We start from the raw sequence: 16428 nt of genomic DNA, 5'->3' as shown, positions 1-16428 counted from the left end.
GGCTCGCAAGGCGCGCGGCGACGCGCTATGCAAGTATTCGCGACACAGCGTGGAGGCGCGGTGCCGCAATGAGCTTTGGGGGATGGCATGAAGATAACGGTGCTTGGAGCCGGCGTCGTCGGTACGGCGGCAGCCTACTATCTGGCCGCCGACGGCCACGAGGTCACCGTCATCGAGCGTCATGCCGCGCCGGCGCGAGGCACCAGCCAGTCGAATGCCGGGCTGGTGTCTCCAGGTGACGCCACCGCCTGGGCCTCGCCCGCGGCACTCAAGACGTTCCTGCGCGGGCTCTACAATCATGATCTCGGCATCAAGGTGCGGCTGCGCTTCGATCCCTATTTCCTCGCCTGGAGCCTGCGCTTCCTTCGCCAGTGCACGGTGGCCCGCCTGCGGGCAAACAGCCAGGTCAAGCTGCGGCTGGCGCTCTATTCGCGCGACTGCATCAACGCCATATCCGCCGATACCGGCATCCACTACGACGAGCGCAAGAAGGGCATCCTCTACTTCTTCCGCTCGCAGCACAGTCTCGACACCGGCACCGACAATTACCGCTATCTGGCCGAGCATGGCCTGCCCATCGAGATCGTCGGCCGCGACCGGCTGGTCGAGCTTGAACCAGGTCTTGCCGGGGTGAAGGAAAAGATCGCCGGCGGTGTCTACTCGCCGATCGACCAGACTGGTGATTCCCGGCAGTTCGTGGAAAACCTCGCTGCCTATGCCGCCGAAAAGCTCGGCGTGAGATTCCTTTATGGGACGACGGTCGAGCGCCTCGATATCGAGGGCGACCGGGTGCGCGCCGTGATGACCTCGGCCGGACCGATCGCCGGCGATGCGGTGGTCATATCGATGGGGCCGGAGAGCGGCCTGCTCGGCCGGCGCTACGGCATCGACCTGCCGGTCTATCCGGTGAAGGGCTATACCGCGACGATTCCGCTGGAGGATGAGAGCAAAGGCCCGACCATGGGCGGCGCCGACGAGGATCAGCTGATGGCCTATTCGCGCCTCGGCAATCGATTGCGGTTGGCTTCGACCGCCGAATTCACCGGCTTCGACCGCACCCACAAACCCAGCGACTTCGCCACCATGTTCAGAACCGGCAAGGACCTGTTCCCCGGTGCTTTCGACGAGAGGAAGGCCGAGCTATGGGCGGGCTTGCGGCCGATGATGCCGAACTCGGTGCCGGTCATCGGCCAGGCGAAATACCGCAACCTTTATCTCGACACCGGCCACGGCCATGTCGGCTGGACCATGGCGTGCGGCTCGGGAAAATTTCTCGCCGACCTCATTGCCGGCCGCAAGCCGGAGATCGACCCGCAAGGCCTGGTCTACAGGGGATAGGATGTCGGGACCGCAAGTCGCCATCGACCTTGGCCGCATCGAGCGCAATGCCCGCACCGTCGTGGACCGCTGCGCGCTTTCGGGCATCAAGGTTTTCGGCGTCACCAAGGGCACTTGCGGCATGCCGCAAGTGGCGCGCGCCATGCTGCGCGGCGGCGTCTCCGGGATCGCCGAGTCGCGTTTCGAAAACATCCGCCGGCTGCGCGACAGCGGTATCAGCGCGCCGATCATGCTGTTGCGCAGCCCGCCGATGGCGCGCGTCGAGGAGGTGGTGCGCACCGTCGACGTCAGCCTGCAGTCGGAGCTGACGATCATCCGCGAGATCTCGCGCATCGCCGAGCGTATGGGCCGCGTCCACAACATCATGCTGATGATCGATCTCGGCGACCTCCGCGAAGGCATCTGGCCGAACGACCTCATCCCCACCGTCGAGCGGATTCTCGACATGAAGGGCGTGCGCATCGCCGGCATCGGCACCAATCTCGGTTGCTTCGGCGCCATCATGCCGACGGAGGAAAATCTCGGCCAGCTCGTCGCTCATGCCTACAAGACCGAACGCCTGTCCGGGAAAAGCCTGGACTTCATCTCCGGCGGCGCGTCGTCGTCGCTGCCGCTGCTGCTCGAAGGCAAATTGCCGGCCGGCATCAACAATTTGCGCATCGGCGAGGCGATCCTGCAGGGCGGTGTCGAGACCTTCCGCGATGTCCCATGGGCGGAACTCGAACCCGATGCCTGCCGGCTGACCAGCGACGTCATCGAGGTCAAGCTCAAGCCGTCGCGGCCGATCGGCACCTCCGGCTACGACGCCTTCGGCAACCAGCCGGTCTTTCCCGACGAAGGCGACAGGCTGCGCGCCATCGCCAATATCGGCCGCGAGGACGTACTGGTCGAGGGACTGGCGCCGATCGCCAAGGGGATAAGGGTGCTCGGCGCCTCCAGTGACCATCTGCTGCTCGATGTGCAGGATGCCGACCCGCCGCTCGCCGTTGGTGACCGCGTCGCCTTCCGCATGAGCTACGGCGCCATGCTTCTGGCGATGACCTCGGAATATGTCGAAAAAGCACCGATGCACGATGTCGCGGATTTCTCCGGCCGCAAGATGGTGTCGATCTCGGCCGAAGCGGAAGCGGCTCGCATCCTCGCGCGCGAAGCAACCGGCGCCCGGCTGGAGGCGATGAATTTCGACGTCGTCGAACTGGCCGATGTCGATCGGCCGCCCTCGGGCCTGATCCGGTTCGCCGCGGGCGCCGATCGTCGCATCGCGCACAAGGCGCTGACCGCAACGGCCCGCGCGACCCACTCCTTCGGCCTGATCTGGATCGATTCCATCGCCGCGCTGATGCCGGAGGACGAAGATGGCATCGACTTGCCGGAAGTGTCGGTACTGGCGCGCTCGCTTGGCCTCGACCACAAGCCGGGCGCGCTGCAGCCGCAGCTGTCGCCGGAAAACGTCGTCGTCATCGGACTGCGCCATGCCGACCCGGCGGAAGTGCGGGTGTTGAAGGATTCGCGCGTCTCGGCCTTCACGATGACCGATATCGACGCCATGGGCATGCGCGACCTGATGCACGAGGCAATCCGCATCGCCACCTCGGGCACGCAAGGGTTTCATGTCAGCTATTCGCCCACTGCGACCGAATTCGCCGGCTGGGCGGCTGGCTCCGGCGGCCTCACCGTGCGCGAGACGCATCAGGCGATGGAGGCGATAGCGCTTTCCGGCGGGCTGCTGTCGATGGATGTCTCCGGCCTGAGTACCGATCTGGAGCCCAGGATCGGTAGCGACACGGTCAACTTCGTCATGTCGGCCTTCGGTAAGCGAATTCTCTGATCAGCCAATAGCCTCGACGGCTGCTCGCCACGCGCTGATATATTCCGCCCAGGCCGGATCGGCCGGCGGCTCCAGTGTTTGACCTTTGCCATGCGCCGCGCGCTGGTCCGATGCAAGCAGGGCGGCCCCGATGCTGGTGCCGGTAGCGGCTTCCGATGCGATGACGGCGCGGCCAGTGCTCGCGGCGAGCATCCGCGTGAACAATTGATTGCGCGCGAAAGGCCCCTCGACGGTCGTCGGGCCATCGCCGCCGACGAGGTCGAGGCAGGTCGCCGTCATCAGCGCCAGATAGAAGGAGATGGCGGCAAAGCGCTGGCCGGGTGGGATCGCCTCGCCCTTGCGCCAGGCGGCGGTGTGATGCGGAAACGGCCCCGAGCCTTGCTGGATCGAAGGCAAAAGCAACGTCTTGCGCGCCAGCACCGCGGCGACATCGCTGTCGCTCCAGCTCTGCGCCGAGCCCTCGGTCAGCAGCGAGAATTCGCGGCCGCCCATGAACCGCGCAGAGGGCACGGGGTTGCCGAGCGCATTGACATTGACCAGCGTATCCCTTGCCGGATCGAGCGCTACCGTCTTGCCGCCGACCGCCATCGACACCACCCAGGTGCCGGTCGAGACCACGCAGAAGGGCGGCGCATCTGACAGGAGATGCGGCAGCAGCGAGGCGTTGGAATCGTGTAGGCCGCAAAAGACCGGGGTTTGTGGATCGAGCCCGGTCCGCTCCGCAAGCGCGGGCAGGATCGAGCCAAGCCGGTCCCTGGCCGGCCGTACGGGAGCCATCAGCTCGCGCCAGCCCAGGCGATCGACCAGCGCCGAAAAATCCCCCGTCCAGGGGTTCCACAAATCGGTGTGGCAGCCGAGCGAGGTGACCTCGTTGGCGGCCACGCCGGTCAGGCGCAGCGCCCAGTATTGCGGGTACATCAGCATCGCGGCGGCCCTGGCGAACTCCGTCGGGAAACTTTGCTGCTGCCAGAAGAATTGCGCGCCGAGATTGAGGCCGAGCGGCAGGCGCGGCGTGCCGGTCTCGGAGAAGGGCGGGCGGATCGCGTCATAGTCGGACGCGAGCTCATCGGGCCCATCGTATTCATAATCGAGGACAGGCAGCACCAGCTCGCCCGTGGCATCGACCAGCACGCCGGTCGCGCCATGCGTGGTGATCGACACGGCGTCGATGCGCTGTTCGCGATTGAGGTCGGCAAGGCTGTCGAGGATGAACGCCCATAGCGCTCCGACATCATGATGCGGGTAGGGCGCTTGTCGCACCGGCGCGTTCGCCATCCGGCGCAGCGTCACCTCGCTCAATGTGGCGAGATCGACCAGCGCCACCTTGGCGTTGGTCTTGCCGATGTCAATGACGGCGATGTGGCGGACCGCGCTCATTCCATATGGAACATTATTTCCAGCGGCACCGCCACCGGCTCGTTATCCGGTTTCGTCTCCATGATGTCGGCCATTTCAGCCCACCAGCGCTGCATCACCGGATGCTTAGGCAGATCGTCCATGCCGTGACCATCGCGCCGCCACAGCACGCCGAACAGGATGTTCGTCTCCTCGTCGAGATGGATGGAGTAGTCGGAGACGCCGGCCTGCTTCAGCAACGCGACCAGCGACAGCCAGATTTCATCGTGGCGCTTTTTGTACTCGGCCTTCATGCCGGGTTTGAGCATCATCTTGAATGCGTATTTCTCGGGCATCAGGCCAGGCGCCCCCCGCGCAGCCGCCGCCAGACGATCGGCAGCGCGATGACGGTGATCAGCAGCAGGCCGATGAAGATCGACATGACGATGCCGGGCACGTTGAGCAGTCCGAGGCCGAAGGTCACCAGCCCCATGATCAGGGCGGCAAGCACCACGCCGACGATGCTGCCGGCGCCGCCGAGGATGCTGACGCCGCCGAGCACCACCATGGTGATGACCTCCAGCTCATAGCCCTGCGCGATCGACGGACGCGTCGAGCCGAGCCGCGACGTGATCAGCACCGAGGCGATGCCCGACATCAGGCCGGTCAGGCAAAACAGGATGAATTTTATACGGCCGACGCGCACGCCGGAAAACTGCGCCGCGACCGGATTGTTGCCGATCGCGAAGACCCGGCGGCCGAAGCTAGTCCGGTGCAGCAGGAACCAGTAGATGACGGCCGCGATGAGGAAGAGCACCAGTTCGAACGACACCACCCACCAGACATAACCCTGGCCGAAGAAGGCGAAGCTTTCGGGATAGCCCTTGTAGGCCTGGTCGCCGAGAGTGATGAAGGCGATGCCGCGAAAAAGGCTCATCGTGCCGATGGTGACGACGATGGAAGGCAGGCCGAGGCGCGTGACCAGCAGTCCGTTGAAGGCGCCGCAGCCGAGCCCGACGACGATGCCGATCAGGACAAGCACTGGCGTGCCGGCGCCGGCCTGCACCGCCATGCCCATCATGGTCGAGGCGAGCGCGATGATGGCGGCCACCGACAGGTCGATCTCGCCCGAAATGATCAGCAGCGCCATGGCGAACGCGATCAGGCCCTTCTCTGTGAAATTGAAGGTCAGATCGGACAGCGAATACGGATCGAGAAAATAGGGTGAGGCGAAACTGTTGACGGCAAAGATGGCGATGGCCACCACGACCAGCAGCGCTTCCCAGGAAAAGATCGCCGAAGAGAGCGGCTTGTCGAGCCGGTCGGGAATGTGGCGAGGGGCGGGGACGTCGGTCATGTCACCGCTTCCACTTTCTTGAGGATGATGCGGCCCTGCTGGCGTTCGCCGCGCGCGTTGAGCACGACCGCCAGGATGATGGCGCTGCCCGAAATCGCCATCTGCCAGAAGGGCGAGATGTTGATGACCGGCAAAGCGTTGGAGATGATGCCGAGGAACAGCGCGCCGAGCACGGCGCCGCCGACCGAGCCGATGCCGCCGGCGATCGAGATGCCGCCGATGACGCAGGCGGCGATGATGTTCAACTCGTAGCCGTTGGCGACCTCGACCGAGGCGATCACATAGCGCGAGATCCAGAGATAACCGCAGAGGCCACCGATCATCCCGGAGATGCAGAAGACGATGAATTTGGTCCGCCCGACATCGATGCCGGTGTAGACGGACGCCGTCGGATTGACGCCGATGGCATAGATCGAGCGGCCGAGCGCGGTGCGCGTCATCAGCACGAAGAACAGCGCGATCACCAGGATAGCGATCCAGGACAGAACCGGAATGCCGAGGAAAGCAGCGCGCTGGAAGCCGATGAAATCCGGGCTCATCCTGTCGGCGTTGACCCAGGCGCCGCCGGACAGGACGAAAGTGGCGCCGCGATAGATGGTGAGCGTGCCCAGCGTCACCACGATCGAGGGGATGTTCAGACGCCACACCAAAAGGCCGTTGATGGCGCCGAGCACCAGCCCGACTGCGAGCGCGATGACGATCAGCAGCGGGATCGGGATCGCCGGGTGCGCGGCGTTCAGCATCGCCACCACCATTCCGGTGAAACAGAGGTTCGACGCCATCGACAGGTCGATCGAGCGCGTCAGGATGACGACCATCTGGCCGAGCGCCAGGATCATCAGGATCGAGGTGTCGTTGAACACCTGGCGCAGATTGCCGGGGTCGGCAAAGGCGGGGAAGCGCGTCGAGATCAGCCCGATCAAGGCGACGATGGCCGCGAGCAGCCAGATTTCGCGGTATTTGAGGAAAGCTTTCATGCCGCGATCCCTGCTGCTGTCCTGACCAGCGTCTCGGCATCCAGTCCCTTGTTGTCGTAGACCGCCGCGACAAGGCCCTCGCGCATGACGACGACGCGATCGGACATGCCGAGAATTTCAGGCAGTTCGGACGACACCATGATTACCGACAAGCCCTGCGCCACCAGTTCGGCCATGAAGCCGTGCACGGCGGCCTTGGAGCCGATATCGATGCCCTTGGTCGGCTCGTCCAGGATGATCACCTTGGGCGCGGTCGCCAGCCATTTGGCGATGACCACCTTCTGCTGGTTGCCGCCCGATAGCGTGCCGACATCCTGGCTGAGCGAGGAGGCCCTGAGGTCGAGCCGTTCCGTGTAGGAACGGGCCAGCGAAAACTCCTCCGCCAGCCGCAGCATGCCTGATTTGGAGGTGCGGGCGAGCGATGGCAGCGAAACATTCTGGAAGATCGGCAGGCCGATAACCACGCCCTGCTTGCCGCGTTCTTCCGGGACGTAGACGATGCCGGCCTCGATCGAATCCGCGGCCGATTTCGGCGCGATCGCCTTGCCATCCAGCGTGATCGTGCCGGCGCTTATGCGGGTAATGCCTGAAATCGCCTGCATCACCTCGCTGCGCCCGGCGCCGACCAGGCCATAGAAGCCAAGAATCTCGCCCTTGTGCAGTTCGAAGCCGATATCCCTGAACTCGGTCGGATGCGACAGGCCGGAAACGGAAAGCACCGGCGCGCCGATCTCGGCCTTGCGCTGCGGAAAGATGTGGTCGACCGAACGGCCGACCATCATGCGCACGATCTGGCTCTGGCCGGCATCCCTGATCAGGCCTTCGCCGACCATCTCGCCGTCGCGGAACACCGTGTAGCGATCGGCAATGCGATAGATCTCGTCGAACTTGTGGCTGATGAACAGGATCGCCTTGCCCTGCTCCTTGAGGAATTCGATCAAAAGGAAAAGCTCCTCGATCTCCTTCATCGAAAGGGCTGCGGTCGGCTCGTCCATGATGACGATCTGGGAGTCGATCGACATGGCGCGTGCGACGGCGACGAGATGTTTGTTGGCGATGCCGAGATCCCTGAGCCGCGCATCGGCATCGATATGGCCGGCATGCATGGTGTCGAGCACTTCGTGCGCATTCTTGCGCATCGTGCGCCAGTCGATGGTGCCGAAGCGCGTGCGCGGCGCATGGCCGAGGAAGATGTTTTCGGCGACGCTGAGATCGTCGAACAGCACGGTTTCCTGATGGATGGCGGTGACGCCATGGCCGAAGGCGGCGTGCGCGCTGGGCAGCGCGACGGCCTGGCCGTCGATGCTGATCGTGCCGGCATCGGGCTGGTAGATGCCGGTCATGATCTTGACCAGCGTCGACTTGCCGGCGCCGTTCTCGCCGATCAGCGCGGTCACCTGGCCGGGATAGAGCGACAGGCTGACATTGTGCAGGGCACGGACACCGGGGAAGCTCTTGGAGATGCCGGACAGCGCCAGGCGGGGAGCGGAGGCCGGAAGCCGCTCGTCGGTCTCGCTATGTCGGGCCGTCGTGTCCATATCCGTATCAAGCCCTGAAACTAGGTCCGTTTGAAGTCGCGGCGGGATGTGAGTCCCGCCGCGGCAACTTGAAAGCTCCGAGATCAATAGATCTTGGAGAACTTCTCGATGTTGCTCTTGTCGAACTGGAAGGGCGGAGCCATCGCGGCCGAGTTGGTGTCGTCGAGCGTGACCTTGCCGACGCGGCCGATCGACAGCGTCGCACCCGGCTTGGCCTCTTCCTTCTTCACCGCCAGGTCGTGGGCGAGGTAGACGGCGGAGTAGCCGAGGTCGATCGGGTTCCACAGCGCAACGGCCTGGCTGGCGCCGTTGTCGATGAACTTCTTGAACTCGGACGGCAGCGCCAGACCGGTGACGTTGACCTTGCCGATCAGGTTCTCGTCGGTGACGACCTGGGCGGCGGCGACGACGCCGACGGTGGTCGGCGCGATGATCGCCTTGAGGTTCGGATAGGACTTCAACAGGCCCTTGGCCTCGTCGGTGCTCTTGGCCGAATCGTCATCGCCATAGACGGTGGCGACCAGCTTGATCTTGGGGAACTTCTCCGGCAGCACCTTCTTGGCCGCTTCGATCCAGGAATTCTGGTTGGTCGCGGTCGAGGAGGCCGACAGGATGGCGACATCGCCGCCTTCCGGCAGATAGTCGGCGGCAAGCTTGATGATGGTCTCGCCGATCAGGCCGGTGTCGGACGGGTTGAGGTGAAGCTGGCGGCCTTCCTTGGCGACGCCTGAATCCCAGGAGATGACGGTGATGCCGCGTTCCATCGCCTTCTTCAGCACCGGCACCAGCGCGTCGGCGTCATTGGCCGAAATCGCGATGGCGTTGACCTTCTGCGCGATCAGCGAATTGACCACTTCGATCTGCGCCTCGGCGGTCGCCTTGGTCGGGCCGGTGTAGATGATGTCGACGTCGCCGAGTTCCTTGGCCGCCTCTTGCGCGCCCTTGTTGGCGGCATCGAAGAAGCCGTTGCCGAGGGACTTCACCACCAGCGCGATCTTGACGTTTTCCGCGTAGGCGGCATTCACGAACATGGCGGCCGAGAAGGCCGCCGTCACCATCAATTTCTTCAAGAAGCTCATCGAATTTCCTCCCTTGAGCGTTGCATTCCATCGCCGCTGCGGGCGTGAGGGTGTCTCAGGCCTGCAGTGAAGATTCTTCCTTTGTCGACTTGCGGGCGACGATCAGCGTCACCCCCGCGGTTTCCAGCATCTTGGCTTCGCGGTCCTCGATGCCGTCGTCGGTGATGACGGTGGCGATGCGCGAAAGACCGCACAGGATCAGGCTGGAGCGTTTGCGGAATTTCGAGGAATCGACCAGCACCACCAACTCGTCGGCCTGGTCGATCAGCTTCTGCTCCGCCTGGATCAGCAGTGGATCGCCTTCCATCAGGCCGAGCGGCCCCAGTCCCTGAGCGCCCATGAACATGCGGCGTGCGTAGAAATTGCGCGTCACGTCATTGTCGAAGGGCGACAGGATGATGTTCTGCTCGCGATAGATGGTGCCGCCCGACAGCATGACCGTGTTCTTGGAGTGCTTGAGCAGGTGCTCGGCGATCGGGAACGAATTGGTGAAGATCGGCATGCGGAAGCCGGTCAGGAAATGCACCATCTGGAAGGTGGTGGTACCGCCATTGATGATGATCGGCTCGCCGTCCTTGCACAACTCGACCGCTTCACGAGCGATCGCCCGCTTCTGCGCCGCGTTGAGGGTTTCGTTGACGGAAAAGGGGCGGCCGGCCAGCCCGATGAACTGCGGCGGCGAGATCGCCTCGGCACCACCGCGTACACGGCGCAGGCGCTTTTGGACATGGAGAGCCGCGATGTCGCGCCGGATCGTCGCCTCGGACGATTCCGTCAGGTCGACCATTTCCTGCACCGTCACCACAGGTTTTTCCTGGACGGCGGACAGAATGATCCTGTGGCGCTCTTTTTCGTGCATGGTTCCTCCCTGCCTGAGCATCTAGGCACCCAAACCGAGCAGTGTCAATCATTTCCGATCATATAATTTCATTGTGCAGTGCAATATGATTGATATTGATCGTTTGTGATTGACAAGCTCGCCTCTTGCGTAGACATTCCCGAGCGAAAAAGGAGCGCATGGTGCGCGCTCCAAAGGGAGGATTACTATGCTCGACAAGCGCTCCGGCTCGCGCCTCGCCAATCTGTGGGACGACGCGAAGGCGAAGGGGATGAGCGAGCCCGAGCTGCTGGTCTATCGCTCGAACACGCTCGGCTCCGACAAGCGCGTCACCAATTATGGCGGCGGCAACACCTCCTCGAAGATATGGCAGAAGGATCCGCTCACCGGCCAGGATGTGGAAGTGCTGTGGGTGAAGGGGTCGGGCGGCGACAGCGCCTCGATCAAGCTTGATGGCTTTGCAACGCTCTACATGGACAAGCTGCGGGCGCTGAAGGGGCTTTATCGCGGCGTCGAGCACGAGGACGAGATGGTGGGCTATCTTCCCCACTGCACCTTCAACCTCAATCCGCGCGCGGCCTCGATCGACACGCCGCTGCACGCCTATGTGCCGAAGCCTTTTGTCGACCACATGCATCCCGATGCCATCATCGCCATCGCCGCCGCCAAGGATTCCAGGGTGCTGACGAACGAGATATTCGGCGGTGCCATTGGCTGGCTGCCGTGGAAGCGGCCGGGCTTCGAACTCGGCCTGTGGCTGGAGAAATTCTGCGTCGAACACCCCACCGCCAAGGGCGTCATCCTCGAAAGCCACGGCCTGTTCACCTGGGGCGATACGCCGAAGGAGTGCTACGAAACGACGATTTCGGTGATCAACCAAGCGATAGAGTGGTTCGAGCGCCGCTCCGAAGGCGTGGCGATCTTCGGTGGGGAGGTAGTGAAGTCGCTCGATGCGGCTGCCCGCCGAGCGATTGCCGCCAAGCTGATGCCCAGGATTCGCGGCCTGGTCTCGGAAAAGAGCCACAAGCTTGGCCACTTCGATGACTCGCCCGCCGTGCTCGAATTCGTGAACTCCAGGGATTTGCGCCCGCTGGCAGCCCTCGGCACCTCGTGCCCGGACCACTTCCTGCGCACCAAGATCCGCCCGCTGGTGATCGAATTCGATCCCGCAAAGCCCGACGTCGATGCCGTCATCGCGCGACTCGCCGACGACATTGCCGAATATCGTGTCGGCTACCAAGCCTACTACGACAGCTGCAAGCATGCGGACTCGCCTGCTATCCGCGACCCCAACGCGGTGGTCTATCTGATGCCCGGCGTCGGCATGTTCACCTTCGCCGGCGACAAGGCGACAGCGCGCATCTCGGGCGAATTCTACGTCAACGCCATCAACGTCATGCGCGGTGCGTCGACCGTCTCGTCCTATGTCGGCCTGCCGGCGCAGGAGGCCTTTGACATCGAGTATTGGCTGCTCGAGGATTTGAAGCTGCAGCGCATGCCGAAGCCGAAGTCTCTCGCCGGCCAGGTCGCGCTGGTCACCGGCGGCGCCGGCGGCATCGGCCGCGCCACGGCCAACCGCCTGCTGCGCGAAGGCGCCTGCGTCGTGCTGGCCGATATCGACGAGGCGGCACTCGCCGGCGCCAACGAGGAACTGGCAAAAGCCTATGGCAGGGATTTCGTCCGCCCAGTTCTCATCAACGTCACCTCGGAGGACCAGGTCGTCGCCGGCTTCGCCGAGACGGCCGTCGAGTTCGGCGGCATCGACATTCTGGTCTCGAATGCCGGCTTGGCATCGTCGGCGCCGATCGAGGAGACGACCCTGGCGCTGTGGAACAAGAACATGGACATCCTGTCCACAGGCTATTTCCTGGTCTCCAGAGAAGCATTCCGGCTGTTCCGGGTACAGAAGATCGGCGGCAACGTCGTCTTTGTCGCCTCCAAGAATGGCCTGGCGGCATCGCCCAACGCCGCCGCCTACTGCACCGCCAAGGCCGCCGAAATTCATCTCGCCCGCTGCCTGGCGCTGGAGGGCGCGGAAGCCCAGATCAGGGTCAATGTCGTCAACCCGGATGCGGTGCTGCGCGGCTCGAAGATATGGACCGGCGAGTGGAAGGAACAGCGTGCCGCCGCCTACAAGATGTCGACCGACGATCTGGAAGAGCACTACCGCTCGCGTTCGATGCTGAAGCGCTCCGTCTTCCCGGAAGACATCGCCGAGGCGATCTATTTCCTCGCCTCCGACATGTCGGCCAAGTCGACAGGCAACATCATCAACGTCGACGCCGGCAACGCACAGAGCTTTACGCGGTAGCCGCTCGCCGGCGCTCACGCTGGCCCCTTCTCTCCCGTCGCTATACGGGGAGAAGTTTCCGGCAGGCGGATGAGGGGCGCCGCCGACCGAATGCATTCTGGGAGGAACAGCAGTGTCAGAATCCATCATTTCCGCCGACATCGTCGCCAGCAGTAACGCCGCGCGCAAGATTGACCTCGAGCGTGACTATGCCTCGCTCGGCGAGCGCCTCGACCGACGCGGCATCGCCATCGACTCTATCCGCGACAAGGTGGAAAAGTTCGCGGTCGCGATCCCGTCCTGGGGCGTCGGCACCGGCGGCACCCGCTTCGCCCGCTTTCCCGGCGCCGGTGAGCCGCGCGACATCTTCGACAAGATCGAGGATTGCGCTGTCATCCAGCAGTTGACGCAGGCGACGCCGACCGTGTCGCTGCACATTCCTTGGGACAAGGCCGATCCGAACCGGCTGAAGCAGGCGGCCTCCCGCTTCGGGCTTGGCTTCGATGCGATGAACTCCAACACCTTTTCCGACGCGAAGGACCAGACGCTTTCCTACAAATTCGGTTCGCTGTCGCATGCCGACGCCGACACGCGTCGTCAGGCGGTCGAGCACAATCTCGAATGCATCGAGATCGGCAAGACGCTTGGGTCGAAGGCGCTGACGGTGTGGATCGGCGACGGCTCCAACTTCCCCGGCCAGGTCAATTTCGCCAAGGCGTTCGAGCGCTATCTCGATGCCATGAAGGAGATCTATGCCGGGCTGCCGGACGACTGGAAGCTGTTCACCGAACACAAGATGTATGAACCTGCCTTTTACTCCACCGTCGTGCAGGACTGGGGCACCAACTACATCATATCAAGGGAGCTCGGCGACAAGGCCTTCTGCCTGGTCGACCTCGGCCATCATGCGCCCAACGTCAACATCGAGATGATCGTCTCACGGCTAATTCAGTTCAAAAAACTCGGCGGCTTCCACTTCAACGATTCGAAATATGGCGACGACGACCTCGATGCCGGGTCGATCGACCCCTATCGGCTGTTCCTGGTTTTCAACGAATTGGTCGATGCCGAGCTGTCAGGCCCCGAGGGGTTCGACCCCGCCCATATGCTCGACCAGAGCCACAATGTCACCGATCCGATCGAAAGCCTGATGCTGTCGGCGGTCGAGGTGCAGCGCGCCTACGCGCAGGCGCTGCTGGTCGACCGAGAGGCGCTTGAAGGGTTCCAGGACGGCAATGACGCGCTGATGGCGACGCAGACTCTGAAGGCGGCCTACCGAACCGATGTCGAGCCGATCCTTGCCATGGCACGGCTGAAGACAGGTGGCGCCATCGATCCGGTCGCCGCATACCGGGCGGCGGGCTATCGCGCCAAGATCGCGGCGGAGCGGCCAGCCGTCGCAGGTGGTTCCGGCGGGATCGTTTGAGGTAGAGCCGATCTTCCCCTTTGCGGGGGAGATGTCCGGCAGGACAGAGGGGACGCTGTCGCGCCGACGTCCGAAAGTTGGCGATCCTTCACGCCTCCTCTGCCCTGCATCTCCACCACAAGCGAGCAGTCACCAACCCGTGAATGTCTTTATTGAAGATGGACTCGATCGCTCCAAGTAGCTCTTCTAGGCAAGCACCACTTGGAGAACCCGCCATGCATCTCACCCGTAGGACATTGATCGCCCTCGGTCTTTCCATCGCCTTCGCCTTTTCGCCATCGGCTTTCGCCGCGTCGCCGGCACCGGCCAAGGGCGAGAACGGCATGGTCGTCACGGCCCAGCATCTGGCTTCCGAAGTCGGCGTCGAGGTGTTGAAAAAGGGCGGCAATGCCGTCGATGCGGCGGTCGCCGTCGGCTATGCCTTGGCCGTCGTCTATCCCAATGCCGGTAATATCGGCGGCGGTGGCTTCATGACCATCCGCTTCAAGGACGGCAAATCGACCTTCCTCGATTTCCGCGAGCGGGCGCCGCTTGCCGCGACCAAGACCATGTATCTCGACAAGGACGGCAACCCGGTGAAGGGCGCTAGCCTGGACGGCTATCTCGCGGTCGGCGTACCAGGCTCGGTGGCTGGTTTCGAGATGGCGCGCCAGAAATATGGCACCTTGTCCAGGCAGGACCTGATGGCGCCGGCGATCGCCTATGCCAGAGATGGGTTCGTCCTCAACCAGGGCGATGCGGCTTCGTTCGCCGGCAGCGCCGAAAGGTTGGCGAAGGACCCAGCGGCGGCGGCGGCCTTCCTCAAAATCGATGGCAAGCCCTATGGCGTCGGCGAGAAGCTGGTTCAGCCCGACCTTGCCGCGTCGCTCTCGGCCATTTCCGAGAGAGGTCCCGATGCCTTTTACAAGGGCGCCATCGCCGACGCCATCGTCAAGGCGAGCGGCGCCAAGGGCGGTATCCTGGCCAAGGGTGATTTCGAACAATACGCGGTGCGCGAGTTGAAGCCCGTCACCTGCTCCTATCGCGGCTACGAGATCATCTCTTCGCCGCCGCCGAGCTCAGGCGGCGTCATCATCTGCGAAATCCTCAACGTGCTGGAAGGCTATCCGCTGTCCTATCTCGGCGCCGGCTCGGCCGAGACCGTCCACGTCATGGTCGAGGCGATGCGCCACGCCTATGTCGACCGCAACTCCGCGCTCGGCGATCCCGATTTCGTCGACAACCCCGTCTCCAGGCTGCTGGACAAAGCCTATGCCAAGGACATCCGCGACAAGATCGATCCGTTCCGCGCCGGCGTGTCGCAGGATCTGATGCCGAAGGGCTTCGGCGAGTCGAAGGAGACGACGCATTATTCGATCATCGACAAGGACGGCAACGCGGTCGCGGTCACCTACACGCTGAACGGTTCGTTCGGTGCCGGCGTCGTCGCCGACGGCACCGGCATCCTGCTCAACAACGAGATGGACGACTTCACCCAGAAACCCGGCGTGCCCAACCTCTATGGCCTCGTCCAGGGCGAAGCCAATGCCATCCAGCCGAAGAAGACGCCGCTGTCCTCGATGAGCCCGACCGTGGTGGCCAAGGATGGCAAGCCGTTCATGGTCATCGGCAGCCCAGGCGGCTCGCGCATCATCACCATCACGCTGGAAGCCATCGTCAACGTGATCGACCACGGCATGAACATCCAGGAGGCGATCGACGCGCCGCGCATTCATCACCAATGGCTGCCCGATACCGTCTATGTCGAGCCGTTCGGCCTTTCGCCGGATACAGAAAGACTGCTGGCCGGGATGGGCTATCGCCTTGATCTCAGTGACCAGGGCTGGGGCCAGGCGGCGGGCATTCTCGTCGGCGGCAAGAGCCTGGTGGAAATCGAGAAGGGCGGCGGCGCCCGCTACAATGGCGCCATCGACAGCCGCGCGGCATCGGGCGAGGCGCTCGGATATTGACAGGCCGCAAGACGGTTGCTTTCCGGATGAGGCCGGATTCCGCCTTTCGGGACCGGCCTCCGCCTCATGGCCCGGGAGCCGTCAGGTCACCAGCGTGATGGTCGACGCGATCAGCATCAAGGCGGCGATGCCGACGAACAGCGCATAGATGCGTGGCCGGTCGAGCAGCAGCGCGTTTCCCGATATCCAGGCCGACGTGGCACCGCCCAGCGCAAACAGGAACCCGTTGCGGTGGCCGAAAGTCATCGACGCGGCCATCAAGCCGCCGATGATCAGGGCGCCGAACACGATGATCACGGCGACCGCGTACTTCTCGAAGTCGTTATTGCCGATCCCTGGTCCGATCGCGTTCAAATTCGGCAGGTCGTCCGGATCGAAGGGGTTCGCCGACCCGTATTCGTCTTGACCCATGGATTCTCGCATCACTTGATCTCCGCTGACCGGCAACAAACCATCAACGCCTGCCGAGCGCA

General features: G+C 63.6%; 13 protein-coding genes. 5 read left to right on the top strand and 8 right to left on the bottom strand.

What is annotated here, in order from left to right; translation table 11 throughout:
* Positions 1-87 precede the first annotated feature (87 nt).
* On the top strand, positions 88-1338 hold the full coding sequence (locus MESAU_RS29040) for a D-amino acid dehydrogenase (RefSeq protein ID WP_015319241.1): 1251 nt from the start codon (positions 88-90) through the stop codon (positions 1336-1338).
* A gap of 1 nt (position 1339) precedes the next feature.
* Positions 1340-3166: an alanine racemase gene (locus tag MESAU_RS29035; RefSeq protein ID WP_015319240.1), complete on the top strand. Its 1827-nt coding sequence runs from the start codon at positions 1340-1342 to the stop codon at positions 3164-3166.
* Here MESAU_RS29035 and MESAU_RS29030 read toward each other — a convergent pair whose 3' ends face one another.
* From MESAU_RS29030 to MESAU_RS29000, 7 genes are all read right to left on the bottom strand, one after another.
* Positions 3167-4543 (bottom strand): FGGY-family carbohydrate kinase, encoded by a 1377-nt coding sequence (locus MESAU_RS29030; protein WP_015319239.1) that lies wholly within the window; start codon positions 4541-4543, stop codon positions 3167-3169.
* Entirely contained in the window at positions 4540-4857 is a 318-nt protein-coding gene (locus tag MESAU_RS29025) for an L-rhamnose mutarotase (protein WP_015319238.1), read from the bottom strand. Before MESAU_RS29025 ends, MESAU_RS29030 begins: the two co-directional genes overlap by 4 nt.
* A complete protein-coding gene (locus MESAU_RS29020; protein ID WP_015319237.1) occupies positions 4857-5858 on the bottom strand; it encodes an ABC transporter permease in 1002 nt (333 codons plus the stop codon). The genes MESAU_RS29025 and MESAU_RS29020 overlap by 1 nt, the downstream gene beginning before the upstream one ends.
* Positions 5855-6835 carry an ABC transporter permease gene (locus MESAU_RS29015; protein WP_015319236.1) on the bottom strand — a complete coding sequence of 327 codons (981 nt, stop codon included), beginning with the start codon at positions 6833-6835 and terminating at the stop codon, positions 5855-5857. The genes MESAU_RS29020 and MESAU_RS29015 overlap by 4 nt, the downstream gene beginning before the upstream one ends.
* Entirely contained in the window at positions 6832-8373 is a 1542-nt protein-coding gene (locus tag MESAU_RS29010; RefSeq protein WP_015319235.1) for a sugar ABC transporter ATP-binding protein, read from the bottom strand. Before MESAU_RS29010 ends, MESAU_RS29015 begins: the two co-directional genes overlap by 4 nt.
* An 83-nt stretch (positions 8374-8456) precedes the next feature.
* A complete protein-coding gene (gene rhaS / locus MESAU_RS29005) occupies positions 8457-9452 on the bottom strand; it encodes a rhamnose ABC transporter substrate-binding protein (RefSeq protein ID WP_015319234.1) in 996 nt (331 codons plus the stop codon).
* Positions 9453-9507: 55 nt separating this feature from the next.
* Entirely contained in the window at positions 9508-10311 is an 804-nt protein-coding gene (locus tag MESAU_RS29000; protein ID WP_015319233.1) for a DeoR/GlpR family DNA-binding transcription regulator, read from the bottom strand.
* Positions 10312-10498: 187 nt separating this feature from the next.
* On the opposite strand from MESAU_RS29000, the gene MESAU_RS28995 reads away from it, so the two are divergent.
* From MESAU_RS28995 to ggt, 3 genes are all read left to right on the top strand, one after another.
* Entirely contained in the window at positions 10499-12601 is a 2103-nt protein-coding gene (locus MESAU_RS28995) for a bifunctional rhamnulose-1-phosphate aldolase/short-chain dehydrogenase (RefSeq protein WP_015319232.1), read from the top strand.
* Between the two features lie 112 nt (positions 12602-12713).
* Complete coding sequence (gene rhaI, locus MESAU_RS28990) at positions 12714-14006, top strand: L-rhamnose catabolism isomerase (protein ID WP_015319231.1); 1293 nt, start codon at positions 12714-12716, stop codon at positions 14004-14006.
* A gap of 215 nt (positions 14007-14221) precedes the next feature.
* Positions 14222-15955: a gamma-glutamyltransferase gene (gene ggt / locus MESAU_RS28985; RefSeq protein WP_015319230.1), complete on the top strand. Its 1734-nt coding sequence runs from the start codon at positions 14222-14224 to the stop codon at positions 15953-15955.
* Positions 15956-16036: 81 nt separating this feature from the next.
* Here the strand turns inward: ggt and MESAU_RS28980 are convergent, their stop codons facing one another.
* Positions 16037-16378, bottom strand: coding sequence for a hypothetical protein (locus MESAU_RS28980; RefSeq protein ID WP_015319229.1), 342 nt, complete (start codon positions 16376-16378; stop codon positions 16037-16039).
* Between the last annotated feature and the right edge of the window lie 50 nt (positions 16379-16428).

Origin of the sequence: Mesorhizobium australicum WSM2073 (genome assembly GCF_000230995.2) — a bacterium.
GTDB classification, from domain to species: Bacteria; Pseudomonadota; Alphaproteobacteria; order Rhizobiales; family Rhizobiaceae; genus Mesorhizobium; species Mesorhizobium australicum.
The sequence above is the reverse complement of the archived record's forward strand: the minus strand, read 5'-3'. Positions and strand labels throughout refer to the sequence as shown.

What these genes read in the sequence shown, in the direction of transcription:
- MESAU_RS29040 (WP_015319241.1), top strand. Translation starts at nt 88, where the DNA reads ATGAAGATAACGGTGCTTGGAGCCGGCGTCGTCGGTACGGCGGCAGCC.
- MESAU_RS29035 (WP_015319240.1), top strand. Translation starts at nt 1,340, where the DNA reads ATGTCGGGACCGCAAGTCGCCATCGACCTTGGCCGCATCGAGCGCAAT.
- MESAU_RS29030 (WP_015319239.1), bottom strand. Translation starts at nt 4,543, where the DNA reads ATGAGCGCGGTCCGCCACATCGCCGTCATTGACATCGGCAAGACCAAC.
- MESAU_RS29025 (WP_015319238.1), bottom strand. Translation starts at nt 4,857, where the DNA reads ATGCCCGAGAAATACGCATTCAAGATGATGCTCAAACCCGGCATGAAG.
- MESAU_RS29020 (WP_015319237.1), bottom strand. Translation starts at nt 5,858, where the DNA reads ATGACCGACGTCCCCGCCCCTCGCCACATTCCCGACCGGCTCGACAAG.
- MESAU_RS29015 (WP_015319236.1), bottom strand. Translation starts at nt 6,835, where the DNA reads ATGAAAGCTTTCCTCAAATACCGCGAAATCTGGCTGCTCGCGGCCATC.
- MESAU_RS29010 (WP_015319235.1), bottom strand. Translation starts at nt 8,373, where the DNA reads ATGGACACGACGGCCCGACATAGCGAGACCGACGAGCGGCTTCCGGCC.
- rhaS (WP_015319234.1), bottom strand. Translation starts at nt 9,452, where the DNA reads ATGAGCTTCTTGAAGAAATTGATGGTGACGGCGGCCTTCTCGGCCGCC.
- MESAU_RS29000 (WP_015319233.1), bottom strand. Translation starts at nt 10,311, where the DNA reads ATGCACGAAAAAGAGCGCCACAGGATCATTCTGTCCGCCGTCCAGGAA.
- MESAU_RS28995 (WP_015319232.1), top strand. Translation starts at nt 10,499, where the DNA reads ATGCTCGACAAGCGCTCCGGCTCGCGCCTCGCCAATCTGTGGGACGAC.
- ggt (WP_015319230.1), top strand. Translation starts at nt 14,222, where the DNA reads ATGCATCTCACCCGTAGGACATTGATCGCCCTCGGTCTTTCCATCGCC.
- MESAU_RS28980 (WP_015319229.1), bottom strand. Translation starts at nt 16,378, where the DNA reads ATGCGAGAATCCATGGGTCAAGACGAATACGGGTCGGCGAACCCCTTC.